This is a genomic window from Micropruina sp., from assembly GCF_047602085.1.
GTDB lineage: Bacteria > Actinomycetota > Actinomycetes > Propionibacteriales > Propionibacteriaceae > Micropruina.
The window spans coordinates 24,204-50,051 of the sequence record NZ_JASGID010000004.1; the positions used below are offsets into that span (position 1 = coordinate 24,204).

A 25,848-nucleotide genomic window follows, 5' to 3' on the forward strand; every position below is an offset into this window, starting at 1 on the left:
TGTTCTCAGAAGTTGATCATGTGGCCGGCGATGCCCTCGACGCCCTCTTTCAGCGCCTCCGACAACGTCGGGTGGGCGTGCACGTTGCGCCCCACCTCGTCGGCGGTCAGGTCCCACTGCTGCGCCAGGGTCAGCTCGGGCAGCAGTTCGGTGACGTCGGGGCCGATCATGTGCGCGCCCAGAATCTCGTTGTGCTCGGCGTCGGCGATCAGCTTGATGAAGCCGGTCGCATCGCCCAGGCCCCAGGCCTTGCCGTTGGCGCTGAACGGGAACTTCGACACCTTCACGTCGTAGCCGCGCTGCTTGGCCTGCTCTTCGGTGTACCCGAACGAGCCGATCTGCGGCTGGCAGTAGGTGGCCCGCGGAATCATGTCGTAGTTGATCGTCATGGTCTCGGCGCCCACGATGGTCTCGGCCGCGACCACGCCCTGTGCCTCGGCCACGTGGGCCAGCGCCAGCTTCATGGTGACGTCACCGATGGCATACACGCCCGGCACGTTGGTGCGCATGTAGTCGTCGATCTTGATCGCCCCGCGCTCGGTCAACTCAACGCCCAGCTTTTCCAGGCCGTAGCCCTCGGTGCGCGGCGCGAACCCGATGGACTGCAGCACCCGGTCGGCCTCCAGCACCGACTGAGCGCCACCATTGGCCGGGCTGACTGTGACCTTGACCCCCGAGGCGGTCTCTTCGATCGCCTCAACCTTGGTGGAGGTGAGCAACTCGACCCCGAGCTTCTTGTAGGCCTTGGCCAGTTCGCGCGAGATCTCGGGATCTTCGAGCGGCACCATGCGGTCGAGGTACTCCACGATGGTGACCTTGACGCCGTAGTTGGCCAGCACGTAAGCGAACTCGGTGCCGATGGCGCCCGACCCGCAGATCACGATCGAGGACGGCAGGTTGTCGGCGAGGATCTGCTCTTCGTAGGTGAACACACGAGAGCTGCGCTTGGTGCCGGGAATCATCCGGGTGGTCGACCCGGTGGCGATGATCACGTTGTCGAAGGTGACCACCTCGGTGCCGCTGTCGGTGGTCACCTCGATCGACTTGGCGTCGATGAAGGTGCCCCACCCGTTGTATTCGGTGATCTTGTTCTTCTTCATCAGGTAGTGAATGCCACCGACCATGCGATTCGACACGTCGCGGCTGCGACTGAACGCCTTGCCGAAGTTGAAGCTGACCTCACCCTCGATGCCGAACAGGTCTTTCTCGTGGGTGAAGATGTGCGCCAGTTCGGCGTTGCGGAGCAGAGACTTGGTCGGAATACAACCCACATTGAGGCAGACACCGCCCCACCACTGCTTCTCGATGATGGCCACTTTCTGGCCAAGCTGCGCGGCCCGGATGGCGGCCACATAGCCGCCCGGACCCGCACCCAGTACAACGACGTCGAAGTGTGCGCTCATACGCAGCACCCTAGTGGGTGGAACCTCGACTTTTCAGCCTGCACCCGCCCACGAAAGTTGCGCCGCCCCCGCTGAGTGTGTCGGAGCCGCTCGCAGTCACGACTCCCCTTGTGATCAAGGGGTGCCCGAAGCATTGCTGCGGCATGGCCTATGCTGCCCGGGTGACAGAGCTTTCCCCGACCCGTGTTGGCTATCTGATTCGGGACGCCCGTCGGCAACGCGGTCTCACCCAGCAGGAGTTGGCCGACGAGTTGGGCACCTCCCCCGACATCGTCAACGACCTCGAGGGGGGTCATCGCCAGTTGTCGGTCGAGCTGGTCAACCGCATCGCCGAGGCACTGGACCAATCCGAGCCGGTGGGCGGAGCGCTGCATCTGCGCATTCGTGGCGAGACCAAGCTGTCGGGCGCGATCGACGTGCGGTCGTCCAAGAACGCGGCGGTCGCGCTGCTCTGCGCCTCGCTGCTGAACCGTGGCCGCACGGTGCTCAGGGGCATTGCGCAGATCGAAGAGGTGAACCGAATTCTCGAGGTGCTCACCAGCATCGGGGTGCGTGCCACCTGGTCGGACGATCGCAGCGAACTGGAGCTGATCCGTCCGGCCAGGCTGAAGCTGGAACACATGGACGAGGAGGCAGCCCGCCGCACCCGCTCGATCATCATGTTCTTGGGCCCGCTGCTGCACGACGAGCTGTTGTTCGAACTGCCCTATGCCGGGGGCTGCAACCTGGGCACCCGTACGGTGACGCCCCACCTGCATGCCTTGCGCCAGTTCGGCCTCGACATCAAGGCCACCGAGGGCTCGTATCACGCGCAGGTTGCTCCGATCGACCCGGACGCGCCGCGCTCGATCACCCTGACCGAGCGCGGTGACACCGTCACTGAGAACGCGCTGATGGCTGCCGCCCGGCACCCCGGCGAAACGGTCATTCGCAACGCCAGCAGCAATTACATGGTGCAGGACGTCTGCTTCTTCTTGCAGCAGTTGGGCGTGCGCATCGAAGGCATCGGCAGCACCACCCTGCGGGTGCGTGGCCTTGCGGTGATCGACGCCGATGTGTCGTTCGCGCCGTCCGAAGACCCGATCGAGGCGATGAGCCTGTTGACCGCCGCAATCGTGACCGGTTCGGAACTCACTGTGCAGCGTTGCCCGATCGAGTTTCTCGAGATCGAGCTGGCGATTCTGACCGAGATGGGGCTGCGCTTCGACCTGTCGCCGGAATACCCCGCCGACAACGGCCACACCCGGCTGGTCGACATTACGGTGTACCCGTCGCAGTTGCACGCCAACGCCGACAAGATTCACCCGATGCCGTTTCCGGGGCTGAACATCGACAACCTGCCGTTCTTCGCGGTGATCGCGGCGACTGCCACCGGGCAGACCACGATTCACGACTGGGTGTACGAGAACCGGGCGATCCACCTGGTCGAACTCACCAAGCTCGGCGCCAAGGTGCAACTGCTCGACCCGCATCGCATCATCGTCACCGGCCCCACTCGCTGGCGCGGCCAAGAGATCATCTGTCCCCCGGCGTTGCGTCCGGCGGTGTGCCTGCTGCTGGCCGCCCTCGCGGCCCGGGGCACCAGCGTGCTGCGCGACGTGTATGTGATCAATCGCGGCTATGAAGACCTGCCCAACCGGCTCAACCAACTGGGCGCCCACATCGAGGTCTTCCGCGACTGATCGGTCTGTGGCCATGGCGATCGAGTTGCTCACCCCGACCCAGTTGGGTGAGATGCGTCCGGCGGGCGCATTCGTGGCGGACGTGCTCACCACGCTGGTGCAGACGGCCGCGGTGGGGGTGGATCTAGTCGAGTTGGACGCCCTGGCGCACGAACTGATCCGTCGGCGTGGGGCTGAGTCGTGCTATCTCGACTATGCACCGTCGTTCGGCCGTGGCCCCTTCGGCAAGGTGCTGTGCACCAGCGTCAATGATGCGGTGCTGCACGGATTGCCGCACCATTACCGCCTGCGCGACGGCGACCTGGTCAGCTTCGACTTCGCCGCCAGTGTCGACGGCTGGGTGTGCGATTCGGCGGTCAGCGTCGTGATCGGGACGCCTCGTTCGGCCGATCTGCGGTTGATCGAAGCCACCGAGGTGGCGTTGACTCGGGCGATCTCGGTGGCCCGGCCCGGCAACCGAGTGGGCGACCTGAGTGCCGTGATCGGCGCAACCGCCCGCGAGTACGGCTACCGGGTCAACACCCAGTTCGGCGGTCACGGCGTCGGGCGCACCATGCACGGTGACCCGCACATCAGTAATGACGGACGGGCCGGGCGGGGGTTCACCTTGCGGCCGGGCCTGGTGATCGCCATCGAGCCCTGGTTGATGGACACCACCGATCAGATTCGCATGGACCCCGACGGCTGGACGATCCGCAGTGCCGATGGTTCACGCACCGCCCACAGCGAGCACACCGTCGCCATCACCGACGGTGACCCGATCGTGATGACTGCTCGGGTTGATTGAGCGTGTCGAAATCCGTCGCGGGTCTCGACAGGCTCGACCGGCGGGTGGTTTCGATCGTGATGACTGCCCGGGTTGATTGAGCGTGTCGAAATCCGTCGAAGGTCTCGACAGGCTCGACCGCGGGTGGTCTCGATCGTGATGACTGCCCGGGTTGATTGAGCGTGTCGAAATCCGTCGAAGGTCTCGACAGGCTCGACCGCGGGTGGTCTCGATCGTGATGACTGCCCGGGTTGATTGAGCGTGTCGAAATCCGTCGAAGGTCTCGACAAGCTCGACCGGCGGATGGTCTCGTCGTTCCTCAGCGCACCTGGTGCACGTCGAAGTGGTAGGTGGGGGCGACGATTTCGTCTTGGGCTTCGACCAACTGCAACTCGGACTGCCCCGAGTCGGCGGTCTGTTTCAGCACCGAATACACGATGTCGGCGGTCTGTCCGACCGCCTGAGCCGCCGAGCCGGTGCGCAGATAGTGGGCCAGGAACATCGCCGCGGTCAGGTCGCCCGAACCGGTGAAGGTGTGCTCCAGCAGTGGGGTCACCACCTGCCAGGCACCCTCTTCGGTGACGGCCAGCATGGTCAACTCGTCGCTGGCCGTGGTGTCGACGACCACCGATGTGACCAGGACGATCTCGGGGCCGAGCGTCCGCAGTGCATGGGCTGCTTCGATCACTTCGTCGAGGGTGTGGGTCTCGCGACCGGTCAGAAAGTCGAGTTCGAAGTGGTTCGGCGTCACGATCTGAGCCTTCGGCACCACCTGGTCACGCATGTACTCGGGAATGCCCGGCCGCACGAAGAAGCCGCGCCCCACGTCGCCCATCACCGGATCGCAGCAGTAGATCGCCTTCGGGCTGCGCTCTTTCACCAGCGCCACAGCCTCGAGCACCACGGCACCGACCGCTTCGCCCCCCTGATACCCCGACAGCACCGCGTCCACCCTGCCCAGCACACCCCGGTCGTCGATGCCCCGGACGACCTCGGCGACGTCGGCCGCGTCGAGCAGCGGCCCGCGCCAGTGGCCGTAGCCGGTGTGATTCGAGAAGTGAACGGTGAGTACCGGCCACACCTCGATGCCTGAGCGCATCAGCGGAAAGGTAGCGGCGCTATTGCCCACGTGGCCGTAGGCCACCGAGGACTGAATCGACAGGATGGTAGTCACGAGCCCATATTCTGGCCCCACAGTGGCGACAACCGAAAGCTGGTCCGAACCCTTGGTCGGAACGGTTCTGGGGAACTCAGCAGAGAAACGCGTCCAGCGCCGCCGCCTCGGCCTCGAGATCGGCTGCCCGCTGTGGCTCGCCGACTGCACGCAACTGCGCGGCGGCCGCGATCCGCTCGTCACGCTCGGCGCTGACGATCTCGAAGAATCTGTTCCTCGCCGAGCTCGCGGCGGGGCGCTTCTGCCGCCCCGGCTCCGCCGGCGGTCGCCGCGAAGTGTTCGCTGGCGACCACCGGGCCGGGGGCCGCACCCGGCGCGTCCACCACCACGGCCTCGGCGTTCTCGATGGCCGCCAGCGCCGAGCGAATCGCATTGCGGCTGGGCGTGTCGCGGGCCTTCATCGCCCCGGGCAGGGCGTCGCGCAGGGTCTGGCGGAGCGGTGCTGAGGTGTCGGACATGCCTCGATTATGAACCGCGCAGCGCGGCTTGTGGGTAGGTGACAGCGTGGTGCCCCTGCCCCATACTGAGCGCGTGAAGGCCGGGGACTACCGCTACTTCGACACCCGGTTCGCCGCGTTGGCTCATCGGGGCGGCTACCTGAGTGCCACCGACCAGGCCCGCGAGAACACTCTGTACGCCTTCCGCGCCGCCGTCGCGTTCGGCTATCGCTACCTGGAGACCGATGTGCACACCAGCTCGGACGGCGTTCTGTTCTGCTTTCACGACAGCACCCTCGACCGGGTCACCGACGGCCACGGCGTGCCAGAGCAACTGCCATGGAACGAGTTGAGCCGGGTGCGGGTGGCCGGCCTCGACCCGATCCTGACCGTGGACGAGTTGTTCGAGACCCTGCCCGAGGCCAGGTTCAACATCGACCTGAAGGCGCCACAGTCGGTGGAGCCGTTGGCCCGGGCGATCGACGCCCACCGCGCCCACGACCGGGTCTGCGTCGGGTCGTTCTCACAGCACAGCATCACCGCCTTTCGACGGCTGGCCGGACGGCGAGTGGCCACCTCGGCCGCCCCTGCCGGAATCGCTGCCTACGCATACGCTCCCGGGCTGCGACGGCTGGTGCACTCCCCCGGCGTGGCGTTACAGGTGCCGGTGCGCGCCTGGCACGATCGGCTGCCGGTGCTGACTCGGGGCTTGATCCGGGCCGCGCACCGCGGCGGACGGGTGGTGCATGTGTGGACGATCAACGAGCGCAGCGAGTTGGAACGCCTGATCGACCTGGGGGTCGACGGGCTGGTCAGCGACCGCATCGACCTGCTGCGCGAGGTGCTGATCGAGCGTGGCCTGTGGGAGGGAAACCAATGAAGAGTACCAGCCAGCAGCGCGCCTGGTACTGGTACGACTGGGCCAACTCCGCCTATGTGACCACCACCGCAACGGTGATCCTGGGGCCCTACCTGACCAGCATCGCCACCCGCGCCGCCTGCCCCGATCTACCGTCGGGGCAGGTCTGCACCACCCCGGTGAACCTGCTCGGCCTCAGTGTGCTGCCCGGCGCGCTGCACCCGCTTCTGGTCACCATCTCAACCATTCTGACGCTGGCCGCGCTACTGATCGTCGGCGTGCTCGCCGATCGTTCGGCGCGCCCGCAGTGGTGGCTCGGCGCCCTGGCCTGGGCGGGTGCCGTCGCAGCCTCAGCGATGTTTTTCCTGGTCGACACCAACTGGCAGTTGGGCTCGGTGCTGATGATCGTCGCCAACCTCTGCGTCGGGGCGTCCCAGGTGATTTACGACGGCATTCTGGTGCGCATCGCCGAGCCGGACGACCGCGACCGGGTGAGCAGCCGGGGCTGGGCCCTGGGATATCTGGGCGGCGGGCTGCTGCTGGCGATCAACCTGGTGATGATGACCGCCTACGAGCCGTTGGGTCTGAGCTATGGGCTTGCGATTCGGTTGAGCCTGTTGTCGGCCGGGGTGTGGTGGGGCCTGTTCACGCTGATTCCGGTGCTCGGGCTGCGTTCGCTGCCACCGCGGGCAATGGGCGAGCTTGAGGCCCGCGAAGGCGTGCACACCAACCCGGTGCGGCAACTGGCCAACACTTTCGCCGACCTGCGCAACTACCCGCAGACGCTGCTGTTTCTGGCCGCCTATCTGTTCTATAACGACGGCATTCAGACCGTGATCGGGCAGTCGAGCCTGTACGCCCAATCCGAACTGGCAATGTCGACCCAGAACGTGATGATCACCTTTCTGTTCACCCAGTTCGTCGCGTTCGGCGGCGCACTGCTGTTCGGACGACTGGCCGGTCGGCTGGGCGCCAAACGCACGGTGCTCATCGGCATCGCGATCTGGTTCGGGGTGGTGGCGGTGGCGTTCGTTCTGCCCGCCGGGGTGTTCGGAGCGTTACTCGCGCTCGGCGGCGCGATCGGGCTGGTGATGGGCGGCACCCAGGCGCTCAGCCGTTCGCTGTACAGCCAGTTGGTGCCCAAGGGTCGCGAGGCGGAGTACTTCAGCTTCTACCAGGCGATGGAACGGGGCACCAGTTGGCTGGGCACGCTGAGCTTCGCCCTGGTGTTTCAGCTCAGCCACAGCTACCGCTGGGCGATTATCGTACTGGTGCTGTTCTTCCTTGTCGGAGGCCTGTTGCTGGCCCGAGTGAATATGCGCAAGGGAATACTTCAGGCCGGAAACGAGTTGCCCAGGGTCTGGTGACCGACTTGGTTGCACGGAGTAGCGTGGAGGTCGTGCCGGCCGTCACCCACGGCCGTCCGGCGGAGGGAGAGGCATGGCTGAACGATCATTGCGGGGGTCGGGTTTGGGTTCGAAGAGCTTCGCTGATGGGGCGGGGGTCGAGTTCGCGGGCCGGCAAGAGACGGGTTTCGACTGCCCCAAGGCTCATCACTTCACGATCACCTTCGCCGAAGAGGCTGACCTGCCCACCGAGTGGGAGTGCCCGCGCTGCGGCGCGGTCGCCGCTCGTTCTGACGGCGTGGTCGCAGAGGCCAAAGAGGTCAAGCCGCCACGCACGCACTGGGACATGCTGCGTGAGCGCCGCTCGATCGAAGAACTCGAAGAGCTCCTGGCCGAGCGGCTGGGCGAGATTCGCGGCACCGACTGACCCCGCAGATCGAGCGGGCCACCGCCCTGATCGAGCTGAGCGTCGCTGATCGAGCACGCCCCCGCTGATCGAGCTTGTCGAGATCCTGGCCGACAACAGCCGAGGTCGGCCCGCTCGCGGCGCGATTAGTGGCCCAGGAACACGTCGACTTTCGCCGATCGACCAGCGGTGGTTAACCCCGTCGCAACCACCTTGCCGCAGTGTCACGGTCGGGGTCTCGACAAGCTCGACCAGCGATGCGCAACCACCTTGCCGCAGTGTCGCGGTCGGGGTCTCGACAAGCTCGACCAGCGATGCGCTCAGGGCTCGATTTCGCCCTCGATCACCACGTGATCCGACGCCGGCTGCTGCGGATGCTGAGCCGGTTGCGGGCCGTCCGACACGGTTTCGCCTTGGATCAGGTTGTCGCGTTCGACCTTGGCTCGCATCACGTCGATGTCAATGCCCGAGCGGGCCGCACGGCGGGCGATGAACAGTTGCAGCAGGTTGCGAGCCACCGGCCGGGTGAAGGGCAGCAGAAAGATCAGTCCGAAGATGTCGGTAAAGAAGCCGGGCAGCATCACCAGCACCCCACCGACCATCACCAGCACCGCGTCGAGCACCTCGCCGCCAGGCAGCTTTCCGGTGGCCACCGCGTTGTTCAGGGCCGTCCACGTCTTCGACCCCTCGCGCCGCATCAGCCACGCGCCCAGAAATGCCTCGCCGATCAGAATAAGAATCGTAGGCACCGCCCCGATGTGCTGACCAACCGTCACCAGCAGCCACACCTCGATGATCGGCACGGTGAGAAAAAACACCAGCAGCAGCGGAGCCAGCCAGCTTCGACGGGCACTCGGCTGCGGGGGCACGGCCATCAGGAGTCCTGCGGGTCGTCCGGACGGCCCACGGCCTGCTTGGCCGCTTCGGTGGCCCTGGCCGCCTCACGCTTGATCCGCTCGGTCAACTCGGCCACGGCCTGGGTGGCCTGCGCGGCGTACTTCTCCACCTCGGGGCCGAGCTTGTCGCTCGCATCGGCGGCCAGCTTCGACACCTCACGGCTGAGCCGCTGGGCCTCGGTGAGCACCTTGTCACTGACTTCGCCAGCCACTCTCTGCGCCTGACCGGCGTACTTCTCGACCTCGGGCCCGATCTTCTCGCCGACTTCGCCGGCGAGCTTGGTGGCATTGCCGCTGGCCAGGCCCAGCCAATCCTTGGCCTGGTGGGTGCGCTTGGCGACGCCCCAGCGGGTGGTCAGCAGCGCCGCCTCGACGGCGATCCCGCTGCTCATCTTCGAGTCGCCGCGTTCCCGCTCGATGAACTCGATCGGCACCTCGACCACCCGGAAGCCGCGCTCGACCGCACGCCGGGCGAGATCGATCTGGAAGGCGTAGCCGGCCGATTCGACGCTGTCCAGGCCGATTCCGCGCAGCGTGTCGGCCCGGAACGCGGTGAAACCGCCGGTGATGTCCCGCAGCGGAATACCGAGCATGATCCGCGACCACAGCGAGCCGCTCAGGGAGATCATCTTGCGATGCCAGGGCCAGTTCTTGATCGATCCGCCCGGCACCCACCGGGAACCCTTCACCATGTCGGCGTCCTTCAACGCCCGCAGCATGCTGGGCAGTTGCTCGGGCTGATGCGAACCGTCCGCGTCGTGCTCGACCAGCACGCCGTAGCCACGCTCCAGTCCCCAGGCGAAGCTGGCCAGGTAGGTGGCCCCGAGCCCCTCCTTGGCCGTCCGGTGCAGCACGTGGACCTGCTCGTCGGCGGCGGCCAGGTCGTCGGCGATACGTCCGGTGCCATCGGGCGAGTTGTCGTCAGCAACCAGCACGTGGGCGTCGGGAACCGCGGCCCGCAGCCGGGCCACGATCGGACGAATGTTCTCGGCCTCGTTGTAGGTGGGAATGATGACGAGCACCTGGCCCAACTCAGCCCACTCGGGCGTGCTGGCGGTGTTGCTCGCGGCTTCGGTCACGGGGTCTCCTGATTCGGGTCGTGCAATCCATTCTGCCGTACCCGGCGGGAGCGCCGGTCGCGCAGCACGATCACCGCGAGGGCCGCGACCGTGGCAAGACAACCTGCCAGCTCGAGCCAGCCCGACAGCCACACCGCCGGGGTCAGGCCGCTACGCAACGACAACTGCGCCACGCCCGAGGCGCTTTGCCATTCCGGCAGGGTGAACGCCACCGAACCGTCCGGACGGATCAGCCCCGAGGTTCCCGTCGTGGTCACCACCAGCAGGTCGCGCCGCAACTCGGCCGCCCGGGTGCGGGTGATCGCAAACTGCTGCGGCACCTGCGTGGTGCCTGCGTACATGGCATTACTGCTTTGCACCACGCTGACCTGGGCGCCGCCCAGCACGGTGTCGTGCACCGTGGAGTCGTAGGCCACCTCGTAGCAGATCACGTCGCCAACGGCGACGGACCTTCCCGGCAACTGGACGTCGAGCACCCCCGCCCCGGTGCCGGGCACCGACTGGGCGCCGACGTAGGCGACCACCGGAAACAGCGGCTCGATCAGGTTACGCAGCGGCACCCATTCGCCGAAAGGCACCAGGTTGCGCTTGTCGTAGCGGGCCTGCGGCCCGGTGACCGGATCCCACACGATGGCGGCGGTCTGCCGTTCGCCGGCGCCCGGGCCCTCGGTCAGGCCGCCGACCAGAATCGGCACCTTCACCGCGGCGACAGCCTGGTTGACCATCACATTGGTCTTCACGTCGAGGAATGGATCCATGTCGGTGCCGTTCTCGGGCCACACCACGAAGTCGGGCTTGGCCACCTCGCCGGACGCGATCCGGGCGGCCAGACGCTCGGTTTCGGCCAGGTGATTGCGGGTCATGGTGCGAGGCTCGCCGATGCCGTACACGCCTCCGCCGGGCGCATTGCCTTGCACGTAGCCGACCGACACCGTGCCCTGTTCGGCCCCGGCCGGAACCAGCACGCCCAGGGTGCCACTGAGCAGCACCAGAGCGGCGGCGCCCAGGCCGATCGAGCGTCGCCGGGCTGAGCCGGCGTGCAGCAGCGTCCAGGCCAGCAGTTGCGCGATCAGGGCGAGTGCGAACCCGGCCCCGGGCACGCCGACCAGGGGCAGCAGCCCGGCCAGCGGCGAGTCGATGACGGTGTAGCCCAGGCGCAGCCAGGGGAACCCGCCGAAGGGCTGGCTCGAGAACAGGTACTCGATCAGCAGCCAGCAGCCTGCAGCGAGCGGCGGCCAGAACCGGGAGCGTCCGGCGATGCAAATGAGCACCCCCAGCACGGCCAGAAATGCCGCCTCCAGCATCGACAGGCCGAGGGTGGCCTCGATGAAGAGCACGTTCATCCAGCGAATAGCGATCGGGTACAGGCCGAGGCCGTAACCCAGCCCAACCAGAGCAGCCTGCCACCACGAGGGCGCGGTGAGGGCCAGCAGCGAGAAACCCGTGACGCAGACGACGAGCAGCGGCCACCAGCCGACCGGAGCGAAGCCCAGCGAAGCGACCGCACCGGCCAGCACAGCCAGCGAACTGCGCGCCCACCACGGCAGGGTGCTGAGGCGGTCGGTCACCCAGGCATGCTACCCAGCGGGCAGCATGCCGCCGAGGAAAGGCTGGTTTTCGCTGGTTGAGCTTGTCGAAACTCCTAGTGAGGATGCCCTGTTGGAGGTCTCGACACGCTCGACCAGCGAAAGATCAGCGCTCCCTTCAGGGGTTTCGAGGGGTTCAAGCGGGCTGGTTGCGTCGATCAGCCAACCGAACCGTGCTACAGCACCGCGCGGTCTTTGAACGGCACCGACAGCACCAGGTTGGTAAGGGTCGACACACCGGCCGCGACTCGGATCTGCGCGAGCAGGGCCTCGAGGTCGGCCGGCGTCTCGACCTGCACGATGAGAATGTAACTGGCGTCGCCGGCCACCGAGTAGCACGAGACAATGCTGCGCAGATGTGACAGCCGCTCGGGAATCTGATCGTCGGTGGCGGGGTCGGCCCCCTTCAGTTCGATGAATGCGGTGAGCGCCAGGCCGAGTGCCTCGGCGCTGATCTCGGCCCGGTAGCCGGTGATCAGTCCCCGCTGCTCGAGCCGGCGTACCCGTTGTTGGGCCGCCGACGTCGACAGGCCGGTCTCACGACCAATATCGGTGTACGACATGCGGCCGTCGCGGGCCAGCAGGGTGAGGATCTGGCGGTCCGTGCTCTCCATGGGAGCAATCGTGTCACCATGTGCTGATGAACCGGCCGAAACTGCAACTTTTCGACACGGCATCGCTGTACTTCCGGGCTTTTTTCGGTTTGCCGAGCTCGCTGCGGGCGCCGGACGGGCAGAGCGTCAACGCGGTGCGGGGGCTGCTCGACTTCATGGCGCGGTTCATCGCCGACTATCGGCCCACCCATGCGGCCGCCTGCTGGGACAACTCCTGGCGTCCGGGCTGGCGGGTCGAATTGGTGCCCAGCTACAAGGCCCACCGGGTGCTGGCCGGCGACACCGAGGTGGTCCCGGACGAGTTGAGGCCCCAGGTGCCGCTGATCCTGGCTGTGCTGGACGCACTCGGCATCGCCGTGGTGGGGGCGGATGGTTTCGAGGCCGACGACGTGATCGGCACCCTCGCCACGTCCGCGGGAATTCCGGTCGAGGTGATCACCGGAGATCGCGACCTGTATCAACTGGTCGACGACGAACGTGCGGTGCGGGTGCTGTCGGTGGTGAAGGGCGTCCGCAACCACGAGGTGATCGACCAGGCCGCGCTGGTGGCCAAGTACGGCATCGGTGGGGCGGGTTACGCCGACTTCGCAACGCTACGCGGCGACCCCTCCGACGGGCTGCCGGGTGTGGCCGGCGTCGGCGAGAAGACCGCCGCCCGGCTGATCGCCGACCATGGCGACCTGGAGGGGGTGCTGGCGGCTGCCTCGGCCCGGCGGCTCTCCCCCGCTCTCACCGCGAAGCTGACCACGGCGGTCGGCTACCTGGGGTCGGCCCGCGAGGTGGTGCGGGTGCGCACCGACGTACCGTTGGCCGTGGGGCTGGACGACCTGGTACTGCCCAGCGCGCCGGCCAAACCGGAGGTGTTCGCCGAGCTGGCAGACCTGCTCAACCTTGGCGGCGCTGCCGATCGCATCGTGGCCGCACTGGCGCTCAGCGATTCGGCTGAATGAGCTGGTCGCCCCTTGATTGGTTGAGCTGGTCGAAACGCCTTGCCTGGCCCGCACCTCCGGGTCTTGGCAGGCTCGACAAACGGGGGCTCAGGCTTCGCTGCGAAGCTTCGCGATCAGCGCGTCCGGATCGTGTCGATAGGCATCCAGGGGCAAGTCGCCGGCACTGAGCGCCTCAAGGGTGTCGGTGAGCAGCCGGTTCACCGGTGTGGGCACCCCGGCCTGGGCGCCCGCCCGGGCGACGGCACCGTTGAGAAAGCTGACCTCGGTGCGGCCGTGGCCGCCGTGCAGATCGATGTGAAAGCTCGGCATCTTCTCGCCACGGCCCGCTCCCAGGGCCTTGGTGAGGGCCGGCTGGGCGATGAACCGCGGCAGCCGGGTGGCCAGCGCCAGCGCCCGCACCGGGGTGCCGGGCAGGTCCACAACCCGGTAGCCCTTGGCCTTCATCACCGCCAGGCATTCGCTGAGCACCGCCACCTCGAGACGGTAACTGCGCTGGTCGGCGAACAGTTCGGCGACGGTCTGGTCGAAGATCGCCGAGGTGGCGTTGCCAGTCAGGTTGGTCAGCAGCTTCGACCACTTCATCGACGGGCCATGGGCGAACGGCCGGCCCGAGAGTTGAGCCGCTTCCAGCGCGGCCACCAGCGGCCGGCTCAGCGGGTGGCCCAGTGCGACGCCGATGCCGCGGTGCTTCTCTTCGACCACCTCGCCCACCCCGGGCTTGCTGACGGCGGTGGCCACCGTGCCGGCGATCACCTTGCCGGCCCCGAGGGTGGCGGCGATCGTTGGCTCGTTGTCGACACCGTTCTGCAGCGACAGGATCGTCGGCACCGGGTGCCCGGTGGTCACCAGTTCGTCGAGAGCGGTCTGGGTGTCGAACGACTTCAGGGCGAACACGCCGATGTCGTAGGGTCCGGCCGCCAGTGCCTCGACAGCGCTGCCGTACGCCGTGACGCCCCGAACCACCCGGGTGGCGCTCTTGGTGTGCACCGTGAGCCCGTGCTCGGTGATCGCCGCCGCGGTGCCGGGACGCTCGATGAACGTCACGCTCTCTCCGGCAGCCGCCAGACTGCCGCCCACGTAGGTGCCGATCGCGCCCGCGCCCAGAAACAGGAACTTCATGGCCCCGACTCTCTCGGCTCACGGGCACCTGGGCAAGCGGACGCGGCGCGACCGGCACGAAGCGAGCCGGCCGGCGACTACCAGGGAACGGCTGATTTTCGTTGGTCGAGCCTGTCGAGGCCTGGCATGTGGCGCTGTGGGACTGGTTTCGACAGGCTCAACCAGCGGTAGTTGAGGTTGCTCGGGACGTCCTTGGGGAGGGCTGATTTTCGTTGGTCGAGCCTGTCGAGACCTGGCATGTGGCGCTGTGGGACTGGTTTCGACAGGCTCAACCAGCGGTAGTGACCCGCTCATCGTCTTGCCCCGGGTGGGCCGTGCCGGCGGCGGCCACCAACGTGGCCGAACTCGCCAACCGCGAAGTGGCCGAGTTGTCCGGTGGCCAGCGGCAGCGCCTGTGGGCGGCCATGGGATTGCTTAGCTGACTCCGATTCCGCTGCCCGACAAGCCGACCACCTACCCCGATCTGACCCACCAGTTCGACCTGTTCGACCGGTTACATCGGGGCGGCAGCACGATCGTGGCGGTGTTGTACGACCTGAACCAGGCTGCCCGCTATGCCACCCACCTGATCGTGATTGATCTCATCCTGCCGGTTGAAGCTGTCGGTCCCTCAGCACCAATCTGCGAGTCGCCAACTCCTCCACGTCGGCTGCGTTGTGGCTACAGAAGACGATCGTCCGACCCTCTGCGTTCAACCTGAGAAGGAGCGAGCGCACGATACCTACGCTCGTCTCATCCAATGCGTTGAAGGGCTCATCTAGGAGGAGAACCATCTGTTGCTCCATTGTGGCCTGTACGAGAGCCAATTTCTGCTTCATTCCGAGAGAGTATTGCCCGACACGCTGCTTCAACGTCGGGTCGAGACCGACTTCGTCCATAGCCTGCTTGATTCGCTCAACACCAATCTTGCGCCGAATGCCAGCCAGATCCTGAAGATTCTCGAGCCCGGTTCGAAGCGATTGAAACCCCGGCCTATCAATCAGAATACCAAACTCTTGTGGAAACGACCTTTTCGGCGCCTGGTATCGAGAGTCGATGGACACGGTACCAGAGTCCGGCAACAACAGCCGACACATAAGCCTCAGTAAGACCGACTTCCCCGACCCGTTCGGGCCGCTGATGGCAAGCCGCTCACCCTCCGCGACGTCCAGGTTCACGTCCTCGAGAACACGGTTCATCCTAAAGGTTTTCGAAACTTCTGCAAACCGAACAACTGTACTCACACAGAGATATTCCTTTCGAGTATCGCTGCACGCCATCTCTTCATGCACGCTAGCCCCAGCCCAACTAGTCCCACGAGAGACGCCAGCAAGACTGTCGATATCAGCGATGCGTTCCCGCCTTCAAATATATGACCAGTGCCAAGGTCGACAAGTACGAACCAATAAGAATTCGGGGCGATGGCGCCGCCCGCGAATATTGCGCCCAGAGCGGCCAGCGCACCCCACGGAGCTCCTGCCAACAGGCGCGTCAACGCAACGGCCACAACAAATGCCCACCCCTGAAGGGTACCGTTGACCACCAAATGATATCCAACCTCGCGCAGATCCAGAGGCGCATCAAAAGAACTGGTCAATCCCCCTGCGAATCGCACCCAAAGAACGCCTACACTCCCAGCAGTAACAGCCACGAAATATGCTGGCACGAGAAGCAAATATGGAAGATAGACTCGCCACAGCCAATAGTAAAGACTGCCAGCTCGAACCAATCCATACTGCAACCCGTCGTATTTCGGATCGGCGAAGGTGCCCGCCACCCAGGCGGGTGCGAGGGCGACAATTGCCACGAAGAGATAGTCGAGTATCGTGCCACCCGTACCGTAGTATCCTCCCGCCAGGGCTTCAGCAGGGTTTTGCCAATCACCCGTCGCGAACCGAAGAATTATGACTGTCGCCACTACCCACAACCACAGAAGTCTCCGCCAGCCCACTCTTCGATCGCGCAACTCGAGAGAAGCCACGAATATCGCAAGAATCAATGTGTTGCTCATCGTGGGGCAAGCGAGGCCCAATGCCCAAGACCCAAAGTACTCGGCGGACGAAGCTGGCTGAATTCCATAACCGATGTTCAACGATGCCAAAGCAAACGGACTCGCAGAACTAAGTATTGACACTGAGAAAATGATCGCGGCAGCAACAATTCCCCCGGCCGGCCCCAGCGTGAGCCTACCTAGAAGTACGAACAGGCCAAGTAGGGACAAATTCACAGTCACAGAAACAACGGTGATGCATGCGACCAGAACTTGATTGCCGGCCCCTAGGACAATTGACGTCCCCCGAGTCCAAGAAGCCGGGGCAAATCCTCCGATACCAATTGCTATAGCGGGTGCAACGATGCATGCAACAAGAGGCATTGCCCGGCTTGCCGCAGAAGCCAGCCCGAACAACGCCCAACGATAATAGCTACCCAAACGTATCAACGCCTGGGGCTCGACCACCCGATCGACGTCACGCGCCACTGTAACCAAAAATATCGGCAGCACCACGAAGAGGAGCAGTCGCCAATTCAAACCCGAATCCAGCACGATGGTCGATATCGGGTCGACTCCAACCCTGCTTACCATTGCCAACTCGGCTCGACTATAAATCCCCAACACCGTTGTCGACAACAACAGGAGCACATGCCACCAGTGCCAATGCGGGCGCATCCAAGCGATCACTGCAACTGATGCAATCTCGGCGCTGCGCTGATTGTCGCGGCCACAGCGAGTGCAGATACGGACAACAATCCTATAAGTGGGAATACCAGATTCAAGAGCGGGAGTTGCTGCAGCCTGAACGGGAACGCCAGGGCAACGGAATATGCTTCTAACCAAAGTACGGCCATCACGAAGGATGCCATTATGTATGCGATCCAAGGGATCGAAAAGCCTAGAACTCGGTTAGGGCTGACGACAACAGAGCACATTGTAATCGTAGCATAGAGAGCCGCCGTCAGCCCGAGGTATACGGAATAGGCGACAACTGGCACCCAGGCCCCGTAGGGCAGAAGCTGGCTAAAGGTTTTACTCGCCAACCGAGCAGTCTCGATCTGCTCGTGGGTTGTGAGACCGTACCCCTCAGTATCGTAGCGCTTCTCCCCAAATACGACGAACAACTGTGGAACAACACCCACCACCATGAAGACGAGAAACGTGACCAGAGCATTCATGCTGAAACGGCGAACTAACGTGCTGCGAATGCTCCTGCGAATGCGCGTATAGACAATGAATCGATTTGACAACTCGCCACTGAAGGCCATTGTGAACGGCAAAGAAGCAGCGAGTGGTAGTAGCAGCGGTAGGAAGCTGTCGTGCTGCAGCAAGTAGGCATAGAAATCAAAAGGGCCGACGACATCGAACCAGTGCCGGTTCTCATAGTTTCGCATCGTTGGGAAGATCGAAAACACGAGAATCACGGCAACTGGCCCGAGCCACGCCTGCCAATGCGTCACGAATGAGCGAGCGCGATTTCGTCTAGAGACTAGCACCATCTTTGTATATTACGGACAGTGGCGACTAGTTAGAACGCCAGGTCCCGGTCACTTGCACGTTCACCCACTGCCAGCCATCTGTGAACTTGAGTCGATGGCGCAGGCCCGCAGCCCCGTAGTTCCATAGTGAGACGTTGGTCCCATCGTTAATAGTCTTCGTACCCCCGATGCATGCACTCCCATTGGGAATGGCGAGACAGACATCAGCGGTGTAGTTGCCACCCACGGTCGAGGACCGAACATTTGCGTTGGCATCCGTGATGGCCTTGGTTTGGGTTCCGGAGTACCCCGCGCCACCAAAGTTGCCAATGGTGGTGTTATATGATGAATAACTTGTGCTCGCTTGCGCCATTGCCGCGCCAGCCAATAGGACCGCGGTTGTGGCCGCAGCAACGCAAACAGAGCGAAACGACATCTTCATGAAACCTCCTGAACTTGGGGTGGGAAGCTTCTCGGAATTTAACACGGTTAGGTATTGCCCGCAAGCCATTTTCTGAGATGGTGTTGCGGCTCACCAATGGTTGCTGGTTTGCCATGCTCAAGCGCACTACGTGCAGAAGGCGGCACGGTCCGTCTCGCCGCGTGTCGACGCCGGGTTGGTCCGCCACCCCGGAGCGCACCTGCCCACCCGCAAGCCACGAATCGTGGTTCCTGCCCGTCGCGGTCGCGACTTGGTTGATACTGTGCTTAGGTTAGGCGACCCTAACCGATTGGACGCGGGCCGATCCCAGAAGATCCGCCGGTGCCCAAGCCACCAAGAGAGAACCGCGAACCGACGTGCTGGCAACTTTCATCATCGGCCTGCGTGAAGGGCTGGAAGCAGCCCTGATCGTGGGCATCATTGCCGCATTCCTGCGTCGCAACGGCCGCTCCCTCACCCCCATGCTGGTCGGCGTCGGCGCCGCCGTACTGTTGAGCCTGGGTGTCGGAATCGGCCTCAAGCTCATCGAGCAGAGCCTGCCCCAAGCCGCGCAAGAGGGCATGGAGGCGATCATCGGCATCGTCGCCATAGTATTCGTCACCGGCATGGTGCTCTGGATGAACACCAATGCCCGAGGCCTGAAGCGTGAACTCGAGGCAACAGCCGGCGAGGCCCTGGGCGAGGGCACCTCCCGGGCATTGGTGGCGATGGCCTTCCTGGCCGTGCTGAAGGAGGGGTTCGAGACGGCGGTCTTTCTGCTCGCGACGTTCTCGGCCTCCACCAACGCCGCCATGGCCGCTACGGGTGCAGCGCTCGGCATTCTCACCGCAGTGGTGATCGGCTACGGCCTCTACGCCGGTGGAATGAAGCTGAACCTGGGGAAATTCTTCAGCTACACCAGCGGCTTTCTGCTGCTGGTGGCGGCAGGGCTGGTGGTGAGCACGCTCGGCACCATGCGTGAGGCAGGTTGGCTCAACGCCGGCCAGCAACGCACCGTCGACCTGTCATGGCTGGCTCCCTCAGGCTCGGTGCAGGGTGCGCTGTTCACCGGCGTGCTCGGCATCCCGCCCTACCCCGTGCTGATTCAGGTGGTGGGCTGGTTCGCCTACCTGATTCCGATGGCGCTCTACCTGTACTGGCCCAAGCGGCTGCGTCCCACTGCCGAACAAGCTGTCACGCTGCGCTACCTCGTGGCCGGCACGCTGGCACTGAGCGCGGTCTCGCTGTTCTTCGCCATCGGCCCGGCCACCATGCCACCGCTCGGCCCGGCCGCACTGGTCGACGGCAACGGCGACCCGGCTGGCACAGTGAGCGTGCAGGGCAGCACCGCTACGATCGTCAGCGGCACCAGCACCGCGACCATGCCGCTGACCGGCGGTGTGCCCGCCCAGCACGGCAGCGTGCCCGACGCGGTGGCCGACACCGAAGCGCTGAACGCCCCGGTGTCCGCGCTGCCCACCACTCTGAGCCTCGCCGACCTGCTTACTCTCAACGGTGGACGGCTGCCGGTGGGCTTCAACCCGGACGTCGCCAAAGGCCCCTTCGCAGCCGTTTGGACGGTCACCAGCCAACGGACGCTGTGGCGGGTCGGGGGCGAGATTCTCGATTTCAGCCAGACCGGCACCGTCACTGTCAGCCTCAGCGGTGGTGGTTTGCCCAACCCCCGCACGGTGACGGTCACCGGTCCCCTACCGACCGGAACCTCGCTGGCCGCGAGCACGCTCACCGTCGACCCCGAACGAGTCGCCGCGGCCGAAGCAGCCGCCCTGCAGGTGAGGTCCGGCCAGTTGGAGCGCGAATTCTGGGGCCGAACCATACCGGCGGTGCTGCTGATCGCTGCCCTGCTCACCCTGATTGCCGCCGCGCGCGCACGTCGCCGGCTTACCCCAGCGGTCGCACCGACCGCTGTTCCACTGACCGATCCAAGGAGGAATCTGCATGTCTCGTAAGCTCCGCGCCGTCGCCGGTGCAGCCGTTGCCGCAGTGGCCCTGACCACCACCGCCTGCGCCACCACGACGCCCGCCACAACGGGCAGCGCCACCGCGTCCGCCGCCGCCGACGGCGTAGCGCCGGTCACCAACGGCGCGGCCCAGGTGAAGGTGACCCTGACCAACAACGGCACCGACACCTGCACTGCCAACTACACCACTGCCCCGGCCGGTCCGGTGACGTTCACCGTCGAGAACGTGAGCGCCAGCGGCATTACCGAGGTCGAGCTGCAAAGCGAGCTCAAGATTCTGGGCGAAAAAGAGAACCTGGCACCGGGGCTGCCCGCATCCAGCTTCACCGTCACCCTGGATGGCGGCACGTACACGTTGTACTGCCTCGGCGCGACTCCTGAAACCCAAACCTTCACCGTCACCGGTCAGGCCGCCGCCTCGCCCACCGGCAGCACGGCGGAACTGCTCAACCAGGGCGCTAAGGAATACGCCGCCTGGGTGGTCGGGCAGGCCGAAGAGATGCAGACCGCCGTCACCAACCTGAGGGCTGCCATCGACAGCGGCGACCTTGAGAAGGCGAAAGCAGCGTACGTGAACGCCCGCACCTTCTACGAGAAGATCGAGTCTGATGTCGAAGGCTTCGTGATGCCGGGGTTCAAAGTCGGCGACAACAAGGGGAACCTTGACTACCTGATCGACATGCGGGCGTCCAACCTCGACGACAAAGTGGGCTGGTCTGGCTTCCACGCAATCGAGCGTGACCTGTGGAAGACCGGCGAGATCACCGACGCCACCCGGAAGTACGCCGCCGAGCTCGAGACCAACGTGGGCAAGCTGGTTGACGTGGTGAAAGCGCTCACGTTCAAGCCCGAGGATCTCGCCAACGGTGCTGCCGCCCTGCTCGAAGAGGTGCAGTCGAACAAGATCAGCGGCGAAGAGGAGGCCTTTAGCCACACCGACCTGGCCGACTTCGCCGCCAACATCGAAGGTGCCCGGCAAGCGTTCGCCTTTCTGCAGCCTGGCCTTGAGAAGATCGACTCTGACCTGGTGAAAGAGATCGTGACCCAGTTCGGCAACGTGGATGCCGCGCTCGCCGAGCTGCGTGACAAGACTGCTCTGGGCGGGTACGTAAGCTGGACGCCCGAGGCGCGCTCGAAGCACGCCAAGGCGCTCAGCCAGGCGGTGCTCAGCCTGCAGCAGCCGATGCAGAAGATCGCCGAGAAGGTCGCCACCGCCCAGTGACCCTGGACGGCGCGGTGACCACCGATTGCCAAGAGGTTCCGCAGGTGACACAGTGCCGATCGGCCCTGTGTCACCTGCGAACCAAGGTGGGGTAAACCAGATGACGCAGGATGAACCTAAAGCGGTGCCGGTGCCGGCGAGCGAGCCTTCGGACGCTGTCGCGTCCACACCCGGAGCCTTGGCCGGGTTGTCGCGGCGCCGGCTGGTCACCGGAGCGGCGGGCAGTGCATTGGCCGGCGCCGCAGTCGGCGCGAGCATCACCGCCGGCGTGCTGGCTGACGGAGCACCGGCGGCACCCTCAGCCGTTGCCACCGACGGTGCCGATGCGGTCGATCTCACCGCATCAGTGCCGTTCTACGACCAGGTGCATCAGGGCGGCATCCGTACGCCGCCGCAACGGCACTGCGTTTACATGACCTTCACCCTGGCCGATACCGCCACCCGGCAGCAGCTTCAGGTTCTGCTGGCGCGATGGTCGGCGGCGATCAGCCAGCTCGTGCAGGGCAAGCCGATCGGGTCTGTGCAGCCGGCGCGTCCGGACGCTGTGGGTGGCGACACCGGCGAGGCCCACGGGTTGGGCCCCGCCTCGCTCACCGTGACGGTTGGGCTGGGGCCTGCAGTCTTCGGCAAGCGCTTCGGCCTGCAGTCGTTCAAGCCAGCGCTGCTGGCTGATCTGCCGCGCATTCCTGGCGACACGCTGAAACCCGAACTCACCGGCGGCGACCTGTCGCTGCAGGCCTGCGCAGACGACCCGCAGGTCGCCTATCACGCGGTGCGTAACCTGGCCCGAATGGTCACCACCACGGCCCGGACGCACTGGGTGGTGCTGGGCTTCGGGCGCGCGAGCGCCGGCCCTGGGCAAGAGACGCCACGCAACCTGATGGGGTTCAAGGACGGCACCCGCAACGTGAGCTCAGACGACGACTACGAGCGCTTCGTCTGGCTCAAGGACGCCGGCTGGATGACCGGCGGCACGTATCAGGTGGCTCGCAAGATTCTGATCACCATCGAGACCTGGGACTTCGACCGGATTTCTGATCAGCAGCGGATCTTCGGCCGCACCAAAGACGAGGGAGCGCCGCTGACCGGGCAGCGCGAGTTCGACACCCCCGATTTCGCGTTGAAGGCCGATGGTGAGCACGTCATTGATCCGACCTCGCACATCGCGCTGGCCGCACCTGAGAACAATGCGGGGGTGAAGATTCTGCGCCGCGGCTACAACTTCACCGACGGGTTGAACGACCAGGGGCTACTCGATGCCGGCTTGCTGTTCCTGAGCTACCAGAACGATCCCCAGCATTTCATCGAGCTACAGAGCAGGCTGGGCCGTTTCGACCTGCTCAACGAGTACATCAGGCACGTGGGGTCGGCGATCTTCGCCATTCCCCCGGCGCCCCCGGCCGGTCGCTACATCGGCCAGGAACTGTTCGAATAGGCCCACGGGGGCACCAAGGCACCCGCGACTCACCTCGTCACCCCCTACGTAGAACTACCCAGGCCGGTATCTGCCGGCCCGCCGTCCGCTCTCAACTGCCAGGCAACCAGCCCGGCCGATGGGGCCGGACGACGAGGGGGGAAACTCATGATCAAGCCTTGTACCAGCAGCAACGAGCGGGGCCGAACCGGGCTGCGCGTCGTGGCTGCGGGCGTCTCGGCCCTGGCGGGACTGGCGCTGTTGCCCGGTAGCGCCCCGAGCGCGCAGGCCGCGCCGATTCGCACCCAGAACGGGTGGTCGGTGCTGCTCTGCAAGATGTCGGACGTCGCGGCGACGGCCCAGACCCCCACGTTCTTTCGCCAGTTCTTCGGCTCGGACGGAGCTGGAATGAAAGGACTGTACGACTACTTTCTCGACCAGAGCTACGGCAAGGTCAAGCTGAATGCGGACGTGCGCGGCTGGTACACGATGCCCTACACCCAGGCGCAGGAGGCCGCGAAATCGCGCTGGGACAAGATCAACGACTGCGTAGCCACGGCTGCCAGCAACGGCTACGCGGTGCCGTCCGGCAATCGGATCGCGGTCATCATCAACGCCCAGATGGACTCGGGGTCGGCCGGCGGCCGGGTGCTGCTCGACCCCGGTGCCTGGAACGTTCGCTTCGCATCCCATGAAATGGGCCACGGCTACGATCTGGGCCACTCGTTCAGCAACGACCTCACCTACCAGAACGCGTCATGGTCGCAGCCGGGTGAGTACGACGACATGTGGGACCAAATGAGCGCCCAGCACGTCTACAGCGTGAACGGCGGCACGTTCGGTGAGACCGGCGTCGGGCTCAACGCTTTCAACCGCGACAAGCTGGGCTGGCTGCCGATGAACCGGGTGCGCACCTTCGGGTCGGCCGGTGAGTCGTCGGCGACGGTGCGGCTGGCCCCGCTGCAGAAACGCTCGCGCAGTGGGTCGCTGCTGGTGCGGGTGCCGTTCGACCCGGGCGACCTGTTCACCTACTACACCGTCGAATACCAGTTGAAGCGCGGCTGGTCACGGGGCATTCCCGCGAGCACCGTGCTCATTCACGAGGTGAAGAACGGGACGCCCACGCTACTGCGTGCGCTCGCGACGTCCGGCAAACCACCGGCCCAGTCGGTGACCGCGAACGGTGTCACGATCAAGGTGCTCTCGACAGGCAAGACCGCCAAGGTGAGGATCACCTCACAGATCGCCGATCGGTGCGTGCAGGGCTGGGTGTGGCGCGAAGCGCGCTCCAGCGATCACGTGTGTGTCACGGGAGCCACCCGGGCCCAGGTCGCTGCTGACAACGCCGTCAAGGCCAGCCGCTGGGTGAACGGCGCCTACGGGCCGCACACCTGCGTGCAGGGCTACGTGTGGCGTGAGGCGTATTCGGGCGACGACGTCTGCGTCGGCGGCGCCCAGCGCAGCCAGGCGGCTGCCGATAACGCCCAGGCGGCGGCCCGGCGCAATCCGGCCCGCCTGGTCTACGGGCCCAACACCTGCGCTGACGGCTACGTGTGGCGGCAGGGCGACGCCTACGACTACGTCTGTGTCACCGGTGCGACCCGGGCACAGGTGGCTGCCGACAATGCGGTGAAGGCCAGCCGGTGGGTCAGTGGCGCCTACGGCCCTCACACCTGCGTGCGGGGCTATGTCTGGCGCGAGGCTTGGGTCGGCGACGACGTCTGCGTCACCGGCTCGCAACGCAGCCAGGCCGCTGCCGACAACGCTGACTCGCGCAATCGGGTGGCCCGCATCTCAGGCTGAGAGCGCATCGCAGGCCGAGCCCTCGCGTGCGGATTCAGCCGAGGTGGGCAAGCGGCCAGCGGCCCGGGGCTCCCGGGCCGCTGCCAGCCTCGGGAAGGCGTCGCATTGCGGCTCGTCGGCCTACTCATCGTGCTGAGCGTGATGCTGCCGGTTGGCCCCCGCAGGTGAGCGATCACGGGTAGCGGCCGATCAGTGCCACACTGACGCAGGCGGGGTGATCGAACGAGGTGAGGCCGGCTGAGGTCGGCTACGATGGCGCCGCGAAACGCGTAGCGACGGGGCGGTAGCTCAGCTGGTCAGAGCAGGGGACTCATAATCCCTGGGTCGTGGGTTCGAGCCCCACCCGCCCCACCAGAAGGTCGTTGTTCAAACCCACGACATCGGCGGTTTGAGCTCCGGATTCAACCGCGGCCACGCAACCCTGTGGAATGTCGATCCCGACTGCTGGACACGACTCCGAGGCGACATCACCGTACTCAGATACGGTTGGCAGCATGCCCGTTGCTCCTATTCACCGGTGCCGCACGAGCCAATAGCATCGCCGCGGGCATCGTGCGACGCCTCATCAGCGACGGCTGGGACGTGGCGACCAGCGACCTTCAGGATGTCGACTACGTCTGCGATCTCTCATCGGAGACCGGCCCCGAGGAACTGGTCTCGGCTGTCACCGCCGATCGAGGGCCGATTAGCGCGCTCATCCTCAGCCACGCGCACGACGTTGAGTCCGGCATCCTCGACACCACCGCCGCGAGTTTCGACGCTCACGTCGCGGTCAACGCGCGTGCCAGCCTCCTGCTGATCGCGGCGTTCGCGAAGCAGGCCCCCGAAGAAGGGGGTGCGATCGTCGCCCTCACCAGCGATCACACGACGGGAAACCTGCCCTACGGTGCGTCCAAGGGTGCACTCGACCGCATCGTGATCTCTGCTGCCCGTGAACTCGGCCCGAAGCGAATCTCAGCGAACGCTGTCAACCCTGGCCCCATCGACACCGGGTGGATGGGCGACGAACTTCGAACCGACCTGACCCAGGTGCATCCGCTCTGTCGCCTGGGGACCCCCGCCGACATCGCGGCAATCGTCGCATTTCTCATTTCAGAGGAAGGCCGATGGATCTCCGGTCAGCTCATCAACACCGACGGCGGGTTCTCAGCACGCTTTTGAGAACTGAGCGAACCCAGTCGGATCAGGCGGCTGACATTCCAATGCACCCACCATGAAGTCGCCGTTCATGCCCACGAC

The 25,848-nt window shown here is 65.3% G+C and carries 22 protein-coding genes, 1 tRNA gene and 1 pseudogene; 13 read left to right on the forward strand and 11 right to left on the reverse strand.

The features are described from left to right. Positions 1–5 precede the first annotated feature (5 nt). On the reverse strand, positions 6–1,403 hold the full coding sequence (gene lpdA, locus QM721_RS06570; RefSeq protein ID WP_415120215.1) for a dihydrolipoyl dehydrogenase: 1,398 nt from the start codon (positions 1,401–1,403) through the stop codon (positions 6–8). Between the two features lie 143 nt (positions 1,404–1,546). Here lpdA and QM721_RS06575 point away from each other — a divergent pair, with 143 nt between their 5' ends. Next, a complete protein-coding gene (locus QM721_RS06575) occupies positions 1,547–3,085 on the forward strand; it encodes a helix-turn-helix domain-containing protein (RefSeq protein WP_415120217.1) in 1,539 nt (512 codons plus the stop codon). Positions 3,086–3,098: 13 nt separating this feature from the next. Continuing rightward, positions 3,099–3,872 carry a type I methionyl aminopeptidase gene (gene map / locus QM721_RS06580; protein WP_415120219.1) on the forward strand — a complete coding sequence of 258 codons (774 nt, stop codon included), beginning with the start codon at positions 3,099–3,101 and terminating at the stop codon, positions 3,870–3,872. A 298-nt stretch (positions 3,873–4,170) separates the two neighbouring features. Here the strand turns inward: map and pdxY are convergent, their stop codons facing one another. Further along, positions 4,171–5,025 (reverse strand): pyridoxal kinase PdxY, encoded by an 855-nt coding sequence (pdxY, locus tag QM721_RS06585; protein WP_415120222.1) that lies wholly within the window; start codon positions 5,023–5,025, stop codon positions 4,171–4,173. A gap of 179 nt (positions 5,026–5,204) precedes the next feature. Beyond that, positions 5,205–5,483, reverse strand: a complete 279-nt coding sequence (locus QM721_RS06590; RefSeq protein ID WP_415120224.1) for a hypothetical protein — start codon at positions 5,481–5,483, stop codon at positions 5,205–5,207. 73 nt (positions 5,484–5,556) lie between these two features. On the opposite strand from QM721_RS06590, the gene QM721_RS06595 reads away from it, so the two are divergent. From QM721_RS06595 to QM721_RS06605, 3 genes are all read left to right on the forward strand, one after another. After that, the gene (locus QM721_RS06595; protein WP_415120226.1) at positions 5,557–6,342 is read left to right on the forward strand and encodes a glycerophosphodiester phosphodiesterase family protein; all 786 of its coding nucleotides are present in this window, start codon (positions 5,557–5,559) and stop codon (positions 6,340–6,342) included. Next, entirely contained in the window at positions 6,339–7,688 is a 1,350-nt protein-coding gene (locus QM721_RS06600) for an MFS transporter (protein WP_415120228.1), read from the forward strand. The genes QM721_RS06595 and QM721_RS06600 overlap by 4 nt, the downstream gene beginning before the upstream one ends. A gap of 73 nt (positions 7,689–7,761) precedes the next feature. Further along, positions 7,762–8,094 carry an RNA polymerase-binding protein RbpA gene (locus QM721_RS06605; protein WP_415120230.1) on the forward strand — a complete coding sequence of 111 codons (333 nt, stop codon included), beginning with the start codon at positions 7,762–7,764 and terminating at the stop codon, positions 8,092–8,094. Positions 8,095–8,393: 299 nt separating this feature from the next. On the opposite strand, the gene QM721_RS06610 is transcribed toward QM721_RS06605, so the two are convergent. From QM721_RS06610 to QM721_RS06625, 4 genes and pseudogenes are all read right to left on the reverse strand, one after another. Then, on the reverse strand, positions 8,394–8,948 hold the full coding sequence (locus QM721_RS06610) for an FxsA family protein (protein ID WP_415120232.1): 555 nt from the start codon (positions 8,946–8,948) through the stop codon (positions 8,394–8,396). A 275-nt stretch (positions 8,949–9,223) separates the two neighbouring features. Then, positions 9,224–10,048, reverse strand: a pseudogene (locus QM721_RS06615) (polyprenol monophosphomannose synthase); the annotation flags it as partial. Next, positions 10,045–11,616 carry an apolipoprotein N-acyltransferase gene (gene lnt / locus QM721_RS06620; RefSeq protein WP_415120234.1) on the reverse strand — a complete coding sequence of 524 codons (1,572 nt, stop codon included), beginning with the start codon at positions 11,614–11,616 and terminating at the stop codon, positions 10,045–10,047. The gene lnt and the pseudogene QM721_RS06615, both read right to left, overlap by 4 nt. Before the next feature lie 194 nt (positions 11,617–11,810). Further along, on the reverse strand, positions 11,811–12,248 hold the full coding sequence (locus QM721_RS06625) for an Lrp/AsnC family transcriptional regulator (protein WP_415120236.1): 438 nt from the start codon (positions 12,246–12,248) through the stop codon (positions 11,811–11,813). 26 nt (positions 12,249–12,274) lie between these two features. On the opposite strand from QM721_RS06625, the gene QM721_RS06630 reads away from it, so the two are divergent. Beyond that, positions 12,275–13,198: a 5'-3' exonuclease gene (locus QM721_RS06630; RefSeq protein WP_415120238.1), complete on the forward strand. Its 924-nt coding sequence runs from the start codon at positions 12,275–12,277 to the stop codon at positions 13,196–13,198. An 87-nt stretch (positions 13,199–13,285) separates the two neighbouring features. Here QM721_RS06630 and QM721_RS06635 read toward each other — a convergent pair whose 3' ends face one another. After that, positions 13,286–14,317: a ketopantoate reductase family protein gene (locus tag QM721_RS06635; protein ID WP_415120240.1), complete on the reverse strand. Its 1,032-nt coding sequence runs from the start codon at positions 14,315–14,317 to the stop codon at positions 13,286–13,288. 281 nt (positions 14,318–14,598) lie between these two features. Here QM721_RS06635 and QM721_RS06640 point away from each other — a divergent pair, with 281 nt between their 5' ends. After that, a complete protein-coding gene (locus QM721_RS06640; RefSeq protein WP_415120242.1) occupies positions 14,599–14,739 on the forward strand; it encodes a hypothetical protein in 141 nt (46 codons plus the stop codon). A gap of 159 nt (positions 14,740–14,898) precedes the next feature. On the opposite strand, the gene QM721_RS06645 is transcribed toward QM721_RS06640, so the two are convergent. Genes QM721_RS06645 through QM721_RS06655 form a run of 3 tightly spaced genes read right to left on the reverse strand, consistent with a single transcriptional unit; the run spans position 14,899 to position 17,713 of the window. After that, entirely contained in the window at positions 14,899–15,540 is a 642-nt protein-coding gene (locus tag QM721_RS06645) for an ATP-binding cassette domain-containing protein (protein ID WP_415120244.1), read from the reverse strand. Further along, positions 15,537–16,937, reverse strand: a complete 1,401-nt coding sequence (locus tag QM721_RS06650; protein ID WP_415120246.1) for a hypothetical protein — start codon at positions 16,935–16,937, stop codon at positions 15,537–15,539. Before QM721_RS06650 ends, QM721_RS06645 begins: the two co-directional genes overlap by 4 nt. A gap of 35 nt (positions 16,938–16,972) precedes the next feature. Then, positions 16,973–17,713: a hypothetical protein gene (locus QM721_RS06655; RefSeq protein WP_415120248.1), complete on the reverse strand. Its 741-nt coding sequence runs from the start codon at positions 17,711–17,713 to the stop codon at positions 16,973–16,975. Positions 17,714–18,565: 852 nt separating this feature from the next. On the opposite strand from QM721_RS06655, the gene efeU reads away from it, so the two are divergent. From efeU to QM721_RS06685, 6 genes are all read left to right on the forward strand, one after another. Next, positions 18,566–20,158, forward strand: coding sequence for an iron uptake transporter permease EfeU (gene efeU / locus QM721_RS06660; protein ID WP_415120250.1), 1,593 nt, complete (start codon positions 18,566–18,568; stop codon positions 20,156–20,158). Next, positions 20,148–21,392 carry an iron uptake system protein EfeO gene (gene efeO / locus QM721_RS06665; RefSeq protein ID WP_415120252.1) on the forward strand — a complete coding sequence of 415 codons (1,245 nt, stop codon included), beginning with the start codon at positions 20,148–20,150 and terminating at the stop codon, positions 21,390–21,392. The genes efeU and efeO overlap by 11 nt, the downstream gene beginning before the upstream one ends. Before the next feature lie 100 nt (positions 21,393–21,492). Beyond that, positions 21,493–22,827, forward strand: coding sequence for a Dyp-type peroxidase (locus QM721_RS06670; RefSeq protein WP_415120254.1), 1,335 nt, complete (start codon positions 21,493–21,495; stop codon positions 22,825–22,827). A 147-nt stretch (positions 22,828–22,974) separates the two neighbouring features. After that, positions 22,975–24,609 (forward strand): hypothetical protein, encoded by a 1,635-nt coding sequence (locus QM721_RS06675; protein WP_415120256.1) that lies wholly within the window; start codon positions 22,975–22,977, stop codon positions 24,607–24,609. Positions 24,610–24,886: 277 nt separating this feature from the next. After that, positions 24,887–24,963, forward strand: a tRNA-Ile gene (locus QM721_RS06680). A gap of 147 nt (positions 24,964–25,110) precedes the next feature. Beyond that, complete coding sequence (locus QM721_RS06685) at positions 25,111–25,770, forward strand: SDR family oxidoreductase (protein ID WP_415121024.1); 660 nt, start codon at positions 25,111–25,113, stop codon at positions 25,768–25,770. Positions 25,771–25,848: the final 78 nt, after the last annotated feature.